The organism is Blastococcus sp. MG754426 (assembly GCF_021699055.1).
GTDB lineage: Bacteria > Actinomycetota > Actinomycetes > Mycobacteriales > Geodermatophilaceae > Blastococcus.
Genome location: NZ_SSXC01000038.1, coordinates 23,250 through 37,329, shown reverse-complemented (window position 1 = coordinate 37,329; position 14,080 = coordinate 23,250). Strand labels below are relative to the sequence as shown.

Sequence of the window (14,080 nt, the reverse complement as noted above, 5' to 3'; positions counted from 1 at the left end):
GAGGTGGGCGAGTCCGACGGCTGGGCGCCGCTCGCGCCGTAGTCGCCACCGGGCTGCTCGCTGGCCGCGTCGGCCTGCTTCGCCTCGGGTGCCGCCTGCGGCTCGGGCTGCGCCGGGGCCTCCTGCTTCGGGGCCTCCTGCTTCGGGGCCTCCTGCTGGGGGGCCTCCTGCTGGGGAGCGCCGCCGCCACCGGCCGCGCCGGTGCCGATCACCGCGAGCTGCGCGCCGACGTCGACGGTCTCGTCCTCGTCGACCGTGATCTCCAGCAGCGTGCCGCTGACCGGCGCCGGGATCTCGGTGTCGACCTTGTCGGTGGAGACCTCGAGGAGGGGCTCGTCTGCGGTCACCTCGTCGCCGACGGCCTTCAGCCAGCGGGTGACGGTGCCCTCGGTGACGCTCTCGCCGAGCGCCGGCATCGTGACCGGGGTGCCCTCGCCGCCGCCGGAGCCGCCCCCGCCGCCGGAGTCCGACGACTGCGCCGGCTGGGGTTCCGGCTCGGCGGCCTGCTCCGGCTCACCGCCGGCGTCGTCGACCTGCTCGTCGGGGGTCTGCGGCGTGGTGTCGGCGTCCTCGGCGGAGGCCGGGGGGCTGCCCGCGTCCTCGTCGCCGTCGCCACCGCCGATCACCGCGAGCTCCGCGCCGACGTCGACCGTCTCGTCCTCGGCCACGAGGATCTTCGTGAGCACACCGGCGGCGGGGGAGGGGATCTCGGTGTCGACCTTGTCGGTCGACACCTCGAGGAGGGGCTCGTCGGCCTCGACCTGGTCCCCCTCCTGCTTGAGCCAGCGGGTGACCGTGCCCTCGGTGACGCTCTCGCCCAGGGCGGGCATGGTGACGGACGTCGGCATCGGGGCAGTGCTCCTTCTGGCGCTGGGTGGGTGGGGGATCGAGCGGTTGTCAGCCGTGCACGTGCAGGGGCTTGCCGGCGAGCGCGAGGTGCGCCTCGCCGAGCGCCTCGCTCTGCGTCGGGTGCGGGTGGATGAGGCTGGCGACGTCGTCGGCCTCGGCCTCCCAGTTGTAGATCAGCTGGGCCTCGGCGATGAGCTCGCCGACGCGGCTGCCGACCATGTGGATGCCCACGACGGGGCCGTCGGGGGCCTGCACCAGCTTCACCGCGCCCGTCGTCTTCAGGATCTGGCTGCGGCCGTTGCCGGCGAGGTCGTACGTCAGGGTCTTCACCTCGCCGTAGCGCTCCTTGGCCTGGGCCTCGGTGAGCCCGACGGAGGCGACCTCGGGGTCGGAGTAGGTGATGCGCGGGACGCCCGCGTAGTCGATCGGGGCGGGCTCCAGCCCGGCGACGCGCTCCGCGACGAGGATGCCCTCGCCGAAGCCGACGTGGGCCAGCTGGAGGGTGGGCACCAGGTCGCCCACGGCGGAGATCGTCGGGACGTTGGTGCGCATGTACTCGTCGACGAGGACGTAGCCGCGCTCCATGGCGACGCCCACCTCCTCGTACCCGAGCCCGGAGCTGACCGGGCCGCGGCCGACGGCGACGAGCAGCAGCTCGGCCTCGATCTCCTTGCCGTTCTCCAGAGACACCTTGACGCCGTTCTCGGTGCTCTGCACGCCGGAGAAGCGGCTGCCCAGCTCGAAGGCGATCTTGCGGCGGCGGAAGGCGCGCTCGAGGAGCTTGGAGGCGGCCTCGTCCTCCAGCGGCACCAGGTGCGGCAGCGCCTCGACGATCGTGACGTCGACGCCGAAGGACTTCCAGGCGCTGGCGAACTCGCAGCCGATGACGCCGCCGCCCAGGATGATCGCCGAGCTCGGGACGCGGTCGAGGTTCAGCGCGTGGTCACTGGTGATGACCTTGGTGCCGTCGATCTCCAGGCCGGGCAGCGACCGCGGGTAGGAGCCGGTGGCCAGCAGGACGTGCTTGCCCTCGTAGGTCTCGCCGTTCACCTCGACGGTGGTCGGGGAGGTGAGCCGGCCCTCGCCCTCGACATAGGTGATCTTCCGGGCCTTCACCAGGCCCTGCAGCCCCTTGTAGAGCTTGGAGATGACGCCGTCCTTGTAGCTGTTGACGCCGTCCATGTCGATGCCGGCCAGCGACGTCTTGACGCCGAACTGCTCGCCCTCGCGGGCCAGGTCGGCCACCTCGCCGGCGTGCAGCAGGGCCTTGGTCGGGATGCAGCCACGGTGCAGGCAGGTGCCGCCGACCTTGTCCTTCTCGATCAGCACCACGTCCAGGCCGAGCTCGGAGGCCCGGAACGCCGCGGCATATCCGCCCGAGCCACCGCCGAGGATGACCAGGTCGGCGGGGGAGGTGGGTGCGCTCACGGATGCTCCTCGGTTGCGACGGGCGGCGTCCCCGCTCGAGCGGGCGGGGGCTGTCGCCCATCCTGCCACTCCGGGAACGACCTGGCCCGGACCGCCGTTGCTCTCGCGAGCGTCGCGGTGATCAGGCGACCCGGCAGGACGGAGAGGGTGGATGGGGCTGTTCGGACGCTGGCGCGCGCGCCGGGGGGCCGCGGCCCGGGCCACCCTCGACCGCGCGTCGCAGCGGGGCGACCTGAGGCACCTCGAGGAGTTCGTGGCCAGCCGCCGGGGCGTCGAGGGCTTCGTGGAGCCGCGGACAGCCGTCACCGAGGCCACGATCGTGCTCGTCGCGGCCGACGGCGAGTGGACGCGCCGGCGCATCGATGGCCCCGACGTGGCCCGGCGGCTGTCCAAGGAGCTCGCCATCCCGGTGTACGACGCCCAGGTGACCGGCTACCCCCAGCGGATGCGCGACTGGAGCGCCCGCCAGAAACGGGACCGCCTCTGACGGGCGGGCGTTTTGTGCACTTTCCGCCGCGGCGGAAAGTGCACAAAACGCCGGTCAGCCTTCGGCGATGAGGGCCTCGATCGTCGCCAGCAGGGTGCGCACGGGGACGCCGGTGCCGCCCTTCGGCGTGTAGCCCCACGGCGCCGAGGTGTTGTAGCTCGGCCCGGCGATGTCGATGTGCGCCCACGGCAGCCCGTCCGGCACGAACTCGGCCAGGAAGTGGCCGCCGACGAGCATCCCGCCCATCCGGTCGGTGTTGGCGTTCACGAAGTCCGCGACCGTCGAGTCGATGCCCTTGCGCAGCTCCGGGGGCAGCGGCATGGGCCACATCAGCTCGCCGCTGCGCCCGGCGGCGGCGATCACGGCGTCGCGGAGGTCGTCGCTGCCCATCACGCCCGCGGTGCGCGCGCCCAGCGCGACCATCTGCGCGCCGGTGAGCGTGGAGGTCTCCAGCAGCACGTCGGGGGAGTCCTCGGCCGCGCGGGCGATGGCGTCGGCGAGCACGACGCGCCCCTCGGCGTCGGTGTTGGTGATCTCCGCCTTCTTGCCGTTGCGGAAGGTGATGACGTCGGCCGGCCGGTAGGCAGTGCCGCTGGGCAGGTTCTCGGCCATCGGCACCGTGGCCACGACCTCCACCGGCAACCCGAGCTCGGCGACGAGGCACACGGTGGCGATCACGGCCGCGGCACCGGCCATGTCGCTCTTCATGTCCTCCATCTTCGCGGCGGGCTTGATCGAGATGCCGCCGCTGTCGAACGTGATGCCCTTGCCGACCAGCGCCACCTTCTTGCGGGCGCCCGTGCCGGAGTAGGTGAGGCGCAGCAGCCGCGGCTTGCGGGTGGAGCCGCCGCCGACGGCGAGGATGCCGCCGTAGCCACCGGCCGCGAGGGCCTCCTCGTCGAGGATCTCGGCGGTGAGGCCGAGCTTCTCGCCCGCGGCCGCGCCGCGGGCGGCGAGCTCGGCGGGGTGGAGGTCGTTCGGCGGGGTGTTGACCAGGTCGCGGACCAGGGCGACGGCGTCGGCGACGGCGCGCACGCGGCGCAGCGCGGCCTCGGCGGCCCCCGCACCGGGGACCACGATCGTGAACTCGCTCGGCGGGGCCGGGCGGTCGGCGGGCAGCTGGGACTTGTAGGCGGTGAACTCGTAGGCGCCCAGCAGGGAGCCCTCGCCGACGGCGTGCAGGCGCTCGTCGTCCGGTGTCCCGCCGACGGCGGCGAGCAGGCTCACCACGGAGCGGCGGCCGCGGAGCGCGCGGCTGGCGGCCCCGGCGGCGCGGCGCAGGCTCTCGGGGCGGTAACCGCCGGACGCCTCCGGCGCGCCCAGCCCGACGACGGCGACGACGGGGAAGGGGCCCTGGCCGAAGGAGGGGAGGCGGGTCACCTCGTCCTCGGCGCCGCGGGCGCCCAGGTCGGTCAGCGCCGGGAGGAGCCGGCCGCCGAGGAGGCGGTCCAGGGCCTCCGCGCCGGGCGTGGGGAGGGGGCCGTCGGGCCCCTTGCCGACGGCGACGACGACGGCGTCGCCGGTCAGCTTCTCGAGCGGGTGGTCGGTGGCGGAGATCGTCGGCGGCACCGGACGATCGTAGAAGGACCCCGTTGCCCTCCACCGCCCGCAGGCTCGCGGCGGGGCCTTTCCAGCTCGTCACCGGGGTGCGGGTGGGACCCGCTAGCGTGGCCGGGGTGACGACGCGCACCTCGCCGCTCCACGACCGGCACCTGGCGGCCGGGGCGAAGCTGGCCGACTTCAGCGGCTGGTCCATGCCCATCGAGTACGCCGGTGGCGGCGTGCTGGCCGAGCACGCCGCGGTGCGCGGGGGCGTGGGCCTGTTCGACGTCTCCCACCTCGGCACGGGCACCGTCCGGGGCCCGGGGGCCGCCGCCTTCGTCGACTCGTGCCTCACCAACGACCTCTCCCGGATCGGCCCGGGGCAGGCGCAGTACACGATGTGCTGCGTGCCCGACGGCGAGGAGGGTGCCGGCGGCGTGGTCGACGACCTGATCGTCTACCTGCACGGGCCCGACGACGTCCTGCTGGTGCCCAACGCCGCCAACGCCGCCGAGGTCCTGGGCCGGCTGGCCGACGCTGCCCCGCCGGGCGTCGAGGTGGTCGACCGGCACACCGAGGTCGCCGTCCTCGCCGTCCAGGGGCCGCGCTCGCTGCAGGTCCTCGAGCTGCTGGGCGTGCCCGGCGAGATCGGCTACATGTCGTTCGTGACCGGCACCGGGGGAGGCGGGGCCGAGGTGACGGTCTGCCGCACCGGCTACACCGGCGAGCACGGCTACGAGCTCCTGGTCGCTGCGGAGCGGGCCGGCGAGATGTGGGACGCCGTGCTGGAGGCGGGGCAGGACCTCGGCATCCGGCCGTGCGGGCTCGGTGCCCGGGACACCCTGCGGACCGAGATGGGCTACCCGTTGCACGGCCACGAGCTCTCCCGGGAGATCAGCCCGGTGCAGGCCCGCGCGGGCTGGGCGGTGGGCTGGCGCAAGCCCGCGTTCTGGGGCCGCGAGGCGCTGCTGGCCGAGAAGGAGGCCGGACCGGCACGCCTGCTGTGGGGCCTGCGGGCCGCCGGCCGCGGCATCCCCCGGCCGGGCATGGCCGTCCTCGACGGCGACGGCTCGCGGGTCGGCGAGGTGACCAGCGGCACGTTCTCGCCCACCCTGCGGGTCGGCATCGGGCTGGCGCTGCTCGACGCCGCCGCCGGGGTGGCGGAGGGGGCCTCGTTGACCATCGACGTCCGGGGGCGCCGGGAGCCCGTCGAGGTCCTGCGGCCGCCCTTCGTGCCCTCCCGCGTGCGCTGAGGTCGGGCGGCCGGCTAGGGCGCGTTCTTCCGCGTCGGGTCGCTGTCGCCCTTCTCCGGCTCTGCCTTGGCCGGCAGCGTGTCCGCCTTGACCGCGTCGCGCTCACCCATCGGCACCGGCTCGCCGTCGGTGGTGTCCAGGCCGGTCTGGTGCTCGGCCTCGGAGTTGATCTCGGCGCCTAGGAGCACCAGGTAGCAGGTGAGGTACAGCCACAGCATCAGCACGATGACGCCGGCGATCGCCCCGTAGGTGGCGTCGTAGGAGCCGAAGTTGTTGACGTAGAAGGTGAAGCCGAGGCTGACCAGCGCCCAGACGACGGTGACGACGACCGAGCCGAGGCTGACCCAGCGGAACTTCGGTGAGTCCCGGTCCGGGGCGACCCGGTAGAGCACCGCGAGCGACCCCGCGACGACCAGGAGCAGCGCCACCCACCGCGCGATCTCGAGCAGCACGGTGCCCACCGCGCCCAGCGGCAGCAGGTCGATGACGATCGGCAGCACGGCGACCAGGCCGATGGTCAGCACGACGAACACGATGGCGCCGAGGGTGAGGGCCAGGGAGAGCGCCCGGAGCTTCACGAAGTTCCGGGTCTCGACCTCGTCGTAGGCGATGTTGACGGCCTTGACCAGGTTGTTCACCCCCCCGGACGCGCTCCAGAGCGCAGCGAGGATCGAGAGGACCAGGCTGAGGGTGAGCGCCCCGCCGGCGTTCTCGGTGATGGCGGTGACCTGGTCCTCGATCAGCCCCTGCGCGGTCTCGGGCAGGCCGGCGGTGAACTCCTCGACCTGCGCGGCGGCCTGCTCGGGGGAGGCGACGAGGCCGTAGATCGAGATCAGCGCCAGCAGCGCCGGGAAGATCGCCAGGAACCCGAAGAACGCCACCCCGCCGGCGATGATCGGCATGTTGTCGGCGTTGTTCTCCGCCCACGCCCGCTTGAGCACCTGCTTCCAGCCACCGGCCGGGATCTGCAGCGGGTTCGCGGCACGGATGCCCGGCAGCTGCTCGGGGGCGGGTGCGTCCGGGGGGAGCCGGTGGGGGTCCCGCTCGGGACCGTCCCCGTCCCCGGCCGCGGCCCGGGCCGCGGCCGCTCGCCGGGCCGCCTTCTCCTCGACGCGCTGCCGGATCCGGTCGACGGCGCTCTCGCGGGGGCGGGTGCCGGTCACTGCGTCTCCCTGGTGCTGGGCCGTCGTCCGGCCATGGTCGGTGGGGCGGCCGGTGGCCGGGACGGCGGTCCCGGCCACCGGGGGCGTCAGTCGCCCGGCCAGGCCCCGGTGAGCTTGGTGAAGCCCTGCGCGCCGAGGCGGTCGATGGTCGCCTTGGTGGCCGCGAAGATCGCGCCCTGCAGCGCCGCGGAGACGACGATCTCCCACATCGGGTACTCGGTCTGGAGCGCATCGGGCGCGTCGTCCTCGCCGCTGATGCGCTTCCACACCTGCTTGAAGACCGCCCCGGACACGGCGCCCGCGAGCACACCCGCCGCGAGGCCGATGGGCCGGTAGGCGAGCTTGGCTCCCTTGCTCAACGCTTCCTCCTCCTGCTGCGCCGGGCCTTCTTCTCGGCCCGCATCGTGGACTTCCGGACGTCCTTCGCCGCCTTCTGCGCCGCCTTCCGCCGGGCGGCGAGCTCCTTGCGCGCCCGCTTGGCCTCGCGCTTGCGGCCGACCCGCGCCCCGACGATCAGCTCCTCGGTGCTGGCCAGGCGCCGGGCCCGCCGTCGGCGCCACAGCAGCAGCCCGACCAGGCCGGCCAGCGCGGCACCCGCGCCGGCGAACACCGGCGGGCTCTCGCGGTAGGTCTCCACGGCGGTGTCCTTGGCGCGGGCGGCGCTCTCCTTGGCCCGGGCGGGGACGTCGAGCCGCTGGCTCAGCTCGTCGACGGTGCTCGCGAGCTGGTCGCGGGTCTCCTCGATCTCGGCCCGGATGGCGTCGGGGTCGGTGGGGCCGCCCGAGGCCTGGCCGTCGTCCTTCGGCGTGCTCACCGGCGCGCACTCTCCTTCACGGTCGCGATGTCGGTCCTGACACCGGCCAGCGCCTCCTGCGGCACCGGCGGTGCGCCCTGCTGCACGTCCTTCTTGCCGACGAGGGCGAGGACGCCCGCGACGGCGAAGAGGACGACGGTGACGATCAGCGCCGACAGCCACGCCGGCATCACCAGCGCCAGGGCGAGGATGACGGTGGTGATCAGGGTGGCCAACCCGAAGAAGGCGACCAGCCCGGCGGCGCCGAACAGCCCGGCCCCCACCCCCAGCTTCTTCGCCTTCTGGGTCACCTCGGCCTGGGCGAGGCGGGCCTCGTCCCGGACCAGCGTGCTGATCTGCTCGGTGAGCCGGCTGATCAGCTCGCCGGTGGATGCGTTCTCGGGCTCGGCGCCGACGGCTGCGCGGGTCGCGCCCGCCGTGGCGTCGGGGCGGGGTGTGCTCATCGGTCCTCCGGGTGGACGGCGTCGATGCACCTCCATGCCCCCTGCGGACGGGCCGTAACCGACGTGGCGATCACAGCTGGGGACGACGGGCCCGGCGGGCCCCACGCCGCTAGCCTGCCCGCATGAGCTGGCACTGGCGCCTCGAGGACCCGTCCGGATCGACGCTGGACCCCGCCGCGGTGGGGGTCGAGGTGCCGGCGCACGACAACCAGGGCGACGCGGAGTCCTGGCTCGGCGAGAACTGGCGTGAGCTGCTCGACCGCGGCGTCGCCACGGTGAGCCTCTTCGACGGCGACCGGAAGGCCTACGGCCCCATGGGGCTCGCCGCCACCTGACCCTCCACTGGAGGTCGAGGGTCAGGTGGCGGGGGTCGTCAGCCGCGGGCCGTCTTCGAGGGGTTGCGCTCGACGACGTCACCGAGGACCTCGTCGATCCGGGCCAGGACCTCCGCGTCGAGCCGCACGCCGGCCGCCGCCACGTTGTCGTGCACCTGCTCGGGCCGGGTGGCGCCGATGATCGCCGCCGCCACGTTCGGGTTCTGCAGCACCCAGGCGAGCGCCAGTTGGGCCATCGAGAGGCCCAGGTCGCCGGCGATCGGGCGGAGGTCCTGCACGCGGGCCAGCAGGTCGTCGCGCATGAACCGCTGCATCGACTGGCCGGCCTCGGCGTGGCCGGCGCGGCTGCCGGCCGGCGGCTGCTCGCCCGGCCGGTACTTGCCGGTGAGGACCCCCTGGGCCAGCGGCGACCAGACGATCTGGGACAGCCCTTCGCGCTCCGAGGTCGGCACGACCTCGGGCTCGATGACCCGCCACAGCATCGAGTACTGCGGCTGGTTGCTGATCAGGTGGATGCCGAGCTCGCGGGCCAGCGCGGCACCGGCGGCGATCTGCTCGGCGTTCCACTCCGAGACGCCGATGTAGAGGGCCTTGCCCGACCGGACCAGGTCCGCGAACGCCGTCATCGTCTCCTCGAGCGGCACGGTCGGGTCGTAGCGGTGCGCCTGGTAGAGGTCGACGTAGTCGGTCTGCAGCCGGCGCAGCGAGGCGTGGCAGCTCTCGATGACGTGCTTGCGGCCCAGGCCGCGGTCGTTCCGGCCCGGCCCCGTGGGCCAGTAGACCTTGGTGAACAGCTCGATCGACTCCCGGCGCTGACCCGCGAGCGCGGCCCCGAGCACCGTCTCGGCGCGGGTGCCGGCGTAGACGTCGGCGGTGTCGAAGGTGGTGATGCCGGCGTCCAGGGCGGCGCGGACGCAGGCGTGCGCGGCGTCCTCCTCCACCTGTCCGCCGTGGGTCAGCCAGTTGCCGTACGCGATCTCGGAGATGGTCAGGCCGGAGCGGCCGAGGCGTCTGAATTCCACGGAGCGCGACGTTAGGCGCCCGTGCGCAGCGCCGCGCGCCGGGTCCTGGCCTCCACCGTGGCACCGTCGGGGACCAGTCGCGCGCCGCACGCGGCCAGGCGATCGGCCAGCTCCGCGGCCGGCGGGTTGTGGTGCCCCAGGTGGACCGCGACGACGTCGGTGTCCCCGGTGACCGCCCCGGCGGCCCGCATGCGCGCCACCTGGTCGGGGAAGGTGCGCAGGTCCAGGTGACCGGTGCCGTGGTCCGGGACGTCGCCGAAGGTCTCCTCCAGCAGCACGACGTCGTACGCGGCGCCGCGGACGGCCTCGACGGTGCTCGGAGGCAGCGGCCCGGTGTCGGTGGCGTAGAGGAGCCGGGCGCCGTCGGGCCCGGTCACGTCGTAGAGGACCGTCGGCACCTCGTGCTCGGCGGCGAGGGCGCGGATGCGGTACCCCGCGCGGTGCAGCGTCCCGCCGGGCTCGACGGCGACGAGGTCGACCGGGTCGTCGGGGCCGAGCCACGGGCGCAGCGTGGTCAGCACGGGGGAGGGGCCGACGACCGTGAGCGGCTGGGTGCGCCGCACCCACTGCCGGGCGAGCAGCGCCAGCGGCGCGCAGTGGTCGGCGTGGTCGTGGGTGACCAGGACGGTGCGCACGCCGGCGAGGGAGATGCCGTCCGGCGGTGGCGCCGGGGCCAGGTCGAGCAGCACCGTGCCGTCGACCAGGGCGGACGTCGGCCGGCGCAGCTCGCCGCGGCGCCGGGAGTCGGCGCAGGACCCGCAGGTGCACCACGGGTTGGGCCAGCCGTCGGCGGCACCGGTGCCGAGGAGGGTGACGCGCACGGCCGCGCCGCGGTGGTTACCGGCGCCGGATCAGACGTCGGCGCCCAGCGGCACCTCGGGCTTCGGGAAACGCCAGCGGCGGATCATGGTCGACCGGCTGATGCCGTACCAGACCAGGCCCTTCATCTTGTGCTGCCCGTCGGGGAACCGGGTGCGGACGGCGCCCTTGATCTTCCGGCCCAGCACGACCGAGTCCATGATCAGCAGCAGGAAGAAGCCCAGCAGCAGGAAGCTCGTGTAGCTCTTCACGGCCATGCTGGGCACGAAGGTACCGACCAGGGCGACGCCGGCGATGGCCAGGAAGAAGCTGCCGACGTTGCGGCGGCTGTCGACGATGTCGCGCACGAGCTTGCGCTCGGGTCCGCGGTCGCGGGCGGGCAGGTAGTCGCCGTCACCGCGGGCGATGCCCTGGCGCGACTCCGCGCGGCGCAGCGCCTGCTGCTCGCGCATGCGCTTGTAGGCCTCCTTGCGCGTGGTGGGCGGCGGCGGGGGAGGGCCCGGGCGCCGGCCCTGCGCCTCGCTCCGCCGCGGCGTCGGCCGGCCCTTGCCGCCGCTCTTGACCAGCTGCGCGGTCAGCTCGCCGTCCTCGGGGGAGGCGGCGGTCGTCTCGGCGGTGTCACGGCGGCCGGGCAGGCGGAGCTTCACGACCGGTGAGTCTACGTGTGTGAGCAACGAGGCCCCGGAGTTCGCACGGGGAGCCGTACAGTGGACGCACGGGAAGAGGAGCCGTTCCGGCGGCGTTGGTCCGTCACGGAACGCGCGTGCGCGGACACCTCGGAGGGAGAGGACAGGAATATGACGGTGCAGGACACCGCGGCCACCGGCGTCGTGCTCAGCGACCCCGCGGCCGCCAAGGTCAAGGCTCTGCTGGACCAGGAGGGTCGTGACGACCTGCGGCTGCGCATCGCCGTCCAGCCCGGTGGTTGCTCCGGCCTGCGGTACCAGCTGTTCTTCGACGAGCGGTTCCTCGACGGCGACCAGACCTACGACTTCGGCGGGGTCGAGGTCATCGTCGACCGGATGAGCGGCCCCTACCTCGGCGGCGCGGTCATCGACTTCGTCGACAGCATCGAGAAGCAGGGCTTCACGATCGACAACCCCAACGCGCAGGGCTCCTGCGCGTGCGGTGACTCCTTCAACTGAGCCGCCCGAACGACCGAGGCCCGGTTCCCCCGCGGGGGGACCGGGCCTCGTCGTCTCACAACCGGACGGGGTAGACCGTCTCCGGGATGTCCGGCTTGATCCGCTGCTCGACGAAGATGCCGTGCCACACCATGAACACCAGCAGCGTCCACAGCTTGCGGGAGTGGTCGACGGGGGAGCCGGCCCGCTGGTTCTGCCGGTGCGCGGTGAGCATGGCCAGCACCTGCTGCTTGTCCAGCCACTCCTCGGTGCGGCTGTCCTCGATGGTCTGCCGGGCCCAGTCGTGGAGGTCCTCGGCCAGCCAGTGGCGGGTGGGCACCGGGAAGCCGAGCTTGCGGCGGTTCAGCACGTGCGGCGGCACGATCTGCTCGAGGGCGCGCCGCAGGGCGAACTTCGTCGTCTCCCTGGTCACCCGCTGCTCGACCGGGATGGTGGAGGCGACCCGGAACACCTCGGGGTCGAGGAAGGGGACGCGCAGCTCCAGGGAGTTGGCCATCGTCATCTTGTCGGCCTTGACCAGGATGTCGCCGCGGAGCCAGGTGAACAGGTCGACGTACTGCATGGCGGTCACGTCGTCGTAGCCGGCCGCGCGGGTGCGCTCGTAGAGCTCGCGGGTGACGGCGACGTGCGACAGGTCCGGGTCGCGCTTCTCGAGGAAGGTCAGCTCGTCGTCCCGGAAGATGCGCGCGTTGCCGTAGTAGCGCTGCTCCAGGGGGATGGAGCCGCGTCGCAGCAGGTCCTTCCCGCGCAGGCCGTCGGGGAGCCTGGTCGACAGCGCGCCGAGGGCGCGGCGGATGCCGCCGGGCAGCTTGTCGAAGGCGGCCAGGGACAGCGGCTCCCGGTAGATGTTGTAGCCGCCGAACAGCTCGTCGGCGCCTTCGCCGGAGAGCACCACCTTGACGTGCTTGCGCGCCTCGCGGGCCACGAAGTACAGCGGCACGAGCGCAGGGTCGGCGACCGGGTCGTCGAGGTACCAGACGACGAGCGGGATCGACTCCGCGAACTCCTCCGGGGTCACCACCTTGGTGATGTGCTCGACGCCGATCGCGGCCGCCGACTCCGCGGCGACGTCGATCTCGGAGAAGCCCTGCCGCTCGAAGCCGACGGTGAAGGTCATGAGATCGGGGTTGTAGCGCTTGGCGAGGGCCGCGATGGCGGTGGAGTCGATGCCGCCGGAGAGGAAGGAGCCGACGGTGACGTCGGCCCGCATGTGCACCCGCACGGAGTCGTCGAGCACCTCGGCGATCCGGTCGTACAGCTCCTGCTGCTCGTCCTTGGCGACCGGCCGGATCGGGAAGGTCGGGTGGAAGTAGCGCTCGGTGGACAGCTCGCCGTCGACCACCCGGAAACGGGTGCCGCTCTCGATGCGCCGGACGCCCCGGTGCAGCGTGGCCGGCTCCGGCACGTACTGGAGCGTCAGGTAGTGCTGCAGCGAGGCCGGGTCGACGCCGCCTGCCGCGGTGCTCCCGCCCAGCAGCTCCAGCAGTGCCTTCTTCTCGGAGGAGAAGGCGATGGCACCGTCGGCCAGGCGGGTGGTGAACAGCGGCTTGATCCCGAAGGGGTCGCGGGCGCCGAACACGGTGCGCGTCCCGCTGTCCCAGATGACGAAGGCGAACATGCCCCGGAGCCGGTCGACCACCTCCTCGCCCCACAGGTGGTAGCCGGCGACGATCGCCTCCGTGTCGCCCTCGGTCGCGAACGTCGCGCCGGCGGCCGCGAGCTCCTCGCGCAGCTCCACGTAGTTGTAGATCTCGCCGTTGAAGACGATCCGGTAGCGGCCGTCGGCGTACGGCATCGGCTGGTGGCTGTGCTCGATGTCGATGAAGGCCAGGCGGTTGAAGCCGTAGACGACACGGTCGTCGTGCCAGACCTCGTTCTCGTCGGGGCCGCGGTGCCGCAGGCAGTGCAGCGCGTCACGGACGTCGGAGACCACGTCGTCGGTCACCCGGGGGGCGTCGGTCGAGAAGTAGGCGAGCAGGCCACACATGGGGCGGGAGAACTCCGGAGGTCGGGGGTGGCCGGGGAGGTCAGACGCGTTCGCCGGCGCGGGTCTTCGCGGTGGCCTTGCGCTCGGCGTAGAAGGAGAGCACGGGCACGGTCCCGGCGAGGAGCGTGAGCACCGTCCCCTTAGGCGTCCACCGCGCGCGCAGGGCGAGGTCCACCGTCGCGATGAAGAAGAGCGCGTACAGCCACCCGTGCGCGGTGCCCAGCACCGTCGACGGGCCCGGGATGCCGGCGAGGTGGTTGAGCGGCACCGCGACGAACATGAGCAGGATCAGCAGGACGCCGACCAGGTTCGCCATGACCCGGTACCGCTGCAGGGCGGCGCCCACCCCGCGGTCGTCGCCCCGGCCGGTGGGGGTGGCGGTCCGTTCAGCGGCCATCGGTGCTCCGTTGTCCCAGGGCCCGCTCGTTGAGCTCGGCGAGGTAGGCGTTGTAGGCGGCGAGCTCGGGGTCGCCGGTCGTGTCGATGCGCGGCCGCTGGTACAGCACCACCGCGTTGCCCGGCTGGTCCTCGTCGGGGGAGCGGTGCAGCTCGTCCCGCACCATCCGGGAGTAGAACCACAGCCCCATGACGCCGTAGAGCGGCCACTGCAGGGCGTAGCTCCAGTTCACCGCGCCGCCGCCGGCCTCCGCCTTCGACAGCTGCCAGTGGCCCAGGAAGAGGGTGGCGACGAACAAGGCCGCCACGAGCAGGTGCAGCAGCACCCACCTCGGGGTCAGCAGCCGGGAGAACACGGCACCGACTCTAACCGCCCGGCGCGTACCGGCGGCCGGTA

17 protein-coding genes are annotated in these 14,080 nt (G+C 73.4%); 4 read left to right on the top strand and 13 right to left on the bottom strand.

Annotated elements, in window-relative coordinates:
* Both E9549_RS13450 and lpdA read right to left on the bottom strand, forming a co-directional pair.
* A partial coding sequence (locus tag E9549_RS13450) for a biotin/lipoyl-containing protein (protein ID WP_304505773.1) occupies positions 1 to 848 on the bottom strand: 848 nt, incomplete at its 3' end.
* Between the two features lie 49 nt (positions 849 to 897).
* The gene (gene lpdA, locus E9549_RS13445) at positions 898 to 2,277 is read right to left on the bottom strand and encodes a dihydrolipoyl dehydrogenase (RefSeq protein WP_236827047.1); all 1,380 of its coding nucleotides are present in this window, start codon (positions 2,275 to 2,277) and stop codon (positions 898 to 900) included.
* A 151-nt stretch (positions 2,278 to 2,428) separates the two neighbouring features.
* Between lpdA and E9549_RS13440 the strand changes: the two genes are divergently transcribed.
* A complete protein-coding gene (locus tag E9549_RS13440; RefSeq protein WP_236827046.1) occupies positions 2,429 to 2,764 on the top strand; it encodes an oxidoreductase in 336 nt (111 codons plus the stop codon).
* 54 nt (positions 2,765 to 2,818) lie between these two features.
* On the opposite strand, the gene E9549_RS13435 is transcribed toward E9549_RS13440, so the two are convergent.
* Entirely contained in the window at positions 2,819 to 4,333 is a 1,515-nt protein-coding gene (locus E9549_RS13435) for a leucyl aminopeptidase (protein WP_236827045.1), read from the bottom strand.
* A gap of 107 nt (positions 4,334 to 4,440) precedes the next feature.
* Between E9549_RS13435 and gcvT the strand changes: the two genes are divergently transcribed.
* The gene (gene gcvT, locus E9549_RS13430; RefSeq protein WP_236827044.1) at positions 4,441 to 5,559 is read left to right on the top strand and encodes a glycine cleavage system aminomethyltransferase GcvT; all 1,119 of its coding nucleotides are present in this window, start codon (positions 4,441 to 4,443) and stop codon (positions 5,557 to 5,559) included.
* Between the two features lie 14 nt (positions 5,560 to 5,573).
* On the opposite strand, the gene E9549_RS13425 is transcribed toward gcvT, so the two are convergent.
* The 4 genes from E9549_RS13425 to E9549_RS13410 all read right to left on the bottom strand — a co-directional run bounded on the left by E9549_RS13425 (position 5,574) and on the right by E9549_RS13410 (position 7,979).
* Complete coding sequence (locus E9549_RS13425; protein ID WP_236827043.1) at positions 5,574 to 6,722, bottom strand: YihY/virulence factor BrkB family protein; 1,149 nt, start codon at positions 6,720 to 6,722, stop codon at positions 5,574 to 5,576.
* An 86-nt stretch (positions 6,723 to 6,808) separates the two neighbouring features.
* Complete coding sequence (locus E9549_RS13420) at positions 6,809 to 7,081, bottom strand: DUF4235 domain-containing protein (protein ID WP_236827042.1); 273 nt, start codon at positions 7,079 to 7,081, stop codon at positions 6,809 to 6,811.
* Positions 7,078 to 7,536 carry a DUF3618 domain-containing protein gene (locus E9549_RS13415; RefSeq protein WP_236827041.1) on the bottom strand — a complete coding sequence of 153 codons (459 nt, stop codon included), beginning with the start codon at positions 7,534 to 7,536 and terminating at the stop codon, positions 7,078 to 7,080. Before E9549_RS13415 ends, E9549_RS13420 begins: the two co-directional genes overlap by 4 nt.
* Positions 7,533 to 7,979, bottom strand: a complete 447-nt coding sequence (locus E9549_RS13410; RefSeq protein WP_236827040.1) for a phage holin family protein — start codon at positions 7,977 to 7,979, stop codon at positions 7,533 to 7,535. The genes E9549_RS13415 and E9549_RS13410 overlap by 4 nt, the downstream gene beginning before the upstream one ends.
* 122 nt (positions 7,980 to 8,101) lie before the next feature.
* Here E9549_RS13410 and E9549_RS13405 point away from each other — a divergent pair, with 122 nt between their 5' ends.
* A complete protein-coding gene (locus E9549_RS13405; protein WP_236827039.1) occupies positions 8,102 to 8,314 on the top strand; it encodes a hypothetical protein in 213 nt (70 codons plus the stop codon).
* A gap of 38 nt (positions 8,315 to 8,352) precedes the next feature.
* Here E9549_RS13405 and E9549_RS13400 read toward each other — a convergent pair whose 3' ends face one another.
* Genes E9549_RS13400 through E9549_RS13390 form a run of 3 tightly spaced genes read right to left on the bottom strand, consistent with a single transcriptional unit; the run spans position 8,353 to position 10,802 of the window.
* Positions 8,353 to 9,336, bottom strand: coding sequence for an aldo/keto reductase family protein (locus tag E9549_RS13400; RefSeq protein ID WP_236827038.1), 984 nt, complete (start codon positions 9,334 to 9,336; stop codon positions 8,353 to 8,355).
* Between the two features lie 11 nt (positions 9,337 to 9,347).
* Positions 9,348 to 10,157, bottom strand: a complete 810-nt coding sequence (locus tag E9549_RS13395; RefSeq protein WP_236827037.1) for an MBL fold metallo-hydrolase — start codon at positions 10,155 to 10,157, stop codon at positions 9,348 to 9,350.
* A gap of 30 nt (positions 10,158 to 10,187) precedes the next feature.
* A complete protein-coding gene (locus E9549_RS13390) occupies positions 10,188 to 10,802 on the bottom strand; it encodes a DUF3043 domain-containing protein (protein WP_236827036.1) in 615 nt (204 codons plus the stop codon).
* Positions 10,803 to 10,952: 150 nt separating this feature from the next.
* Here E9549_RS13390 and E9549_RS13385 point away from each other — a divergent pair, with 150 nt between their 5' ends.
* Positions 10,953 to 11,300, top strand: a complete 348-nt coding sequence (locus E9549_RS13385) for an iron-sulfur cluster assembly accessory protein (RefSeq protein ID WP_091931329.1) — start codon at positions 10,953 to 10,955, stop codon at positions 11,298 to 11,300.
* Between the two features lie 55 nt (positions 11,301 to 11,355).
* On the opposite strand, the gene asnB is transcribed toward E9549_RS13385, so the two are convergent.
* The 3 genes from asnB to E9549_RS13370 are packed head-to-tail and all read right to left on the bottom strand — an operon-like array spanning position 11,356 to position 14,039.
* Positions 11,356 to 13,287, bottom strand: a complete 1,932-nt coding sequence (gene asnB / locus E9549_RS13380) for an asparagine synthase (glutamine-hydrolyzing) (protein ID WP_236827035.1) — start codon at positions 13,285 to 13,287, stop codon at positions 11,356 to 11,358.
* Positions 13,288 to 13,327: 40 nt separating this feature from the next.
* On the bottom strand, positions 13,328 to 13,684 hold the full coding sequence (locus E9549_RS13375) for a DUF3817 domain-containing protein (RefSeq protein ID WP_236827034.1): 357 nt from the start codon (positions 13,682 to 13,684) through the stop codon (positions 13,328 to 13,330).
* Positions 13,674 to 14,039, bottom strand: coding sequence for a metalloprotease (locus E9549_RS13370; protein WP_236827033.1), 366 nt, complete (start codon positions 14,037 to 14,039; stop codon positions 13,674 to 13,676). Before E9549_RS13370 ends, E9549_RS13375 begins: the two co-directional genes overlap by 11 nt.
* Positions 14,040 to 14,080 lie beyond the last annotated feature (41 nt).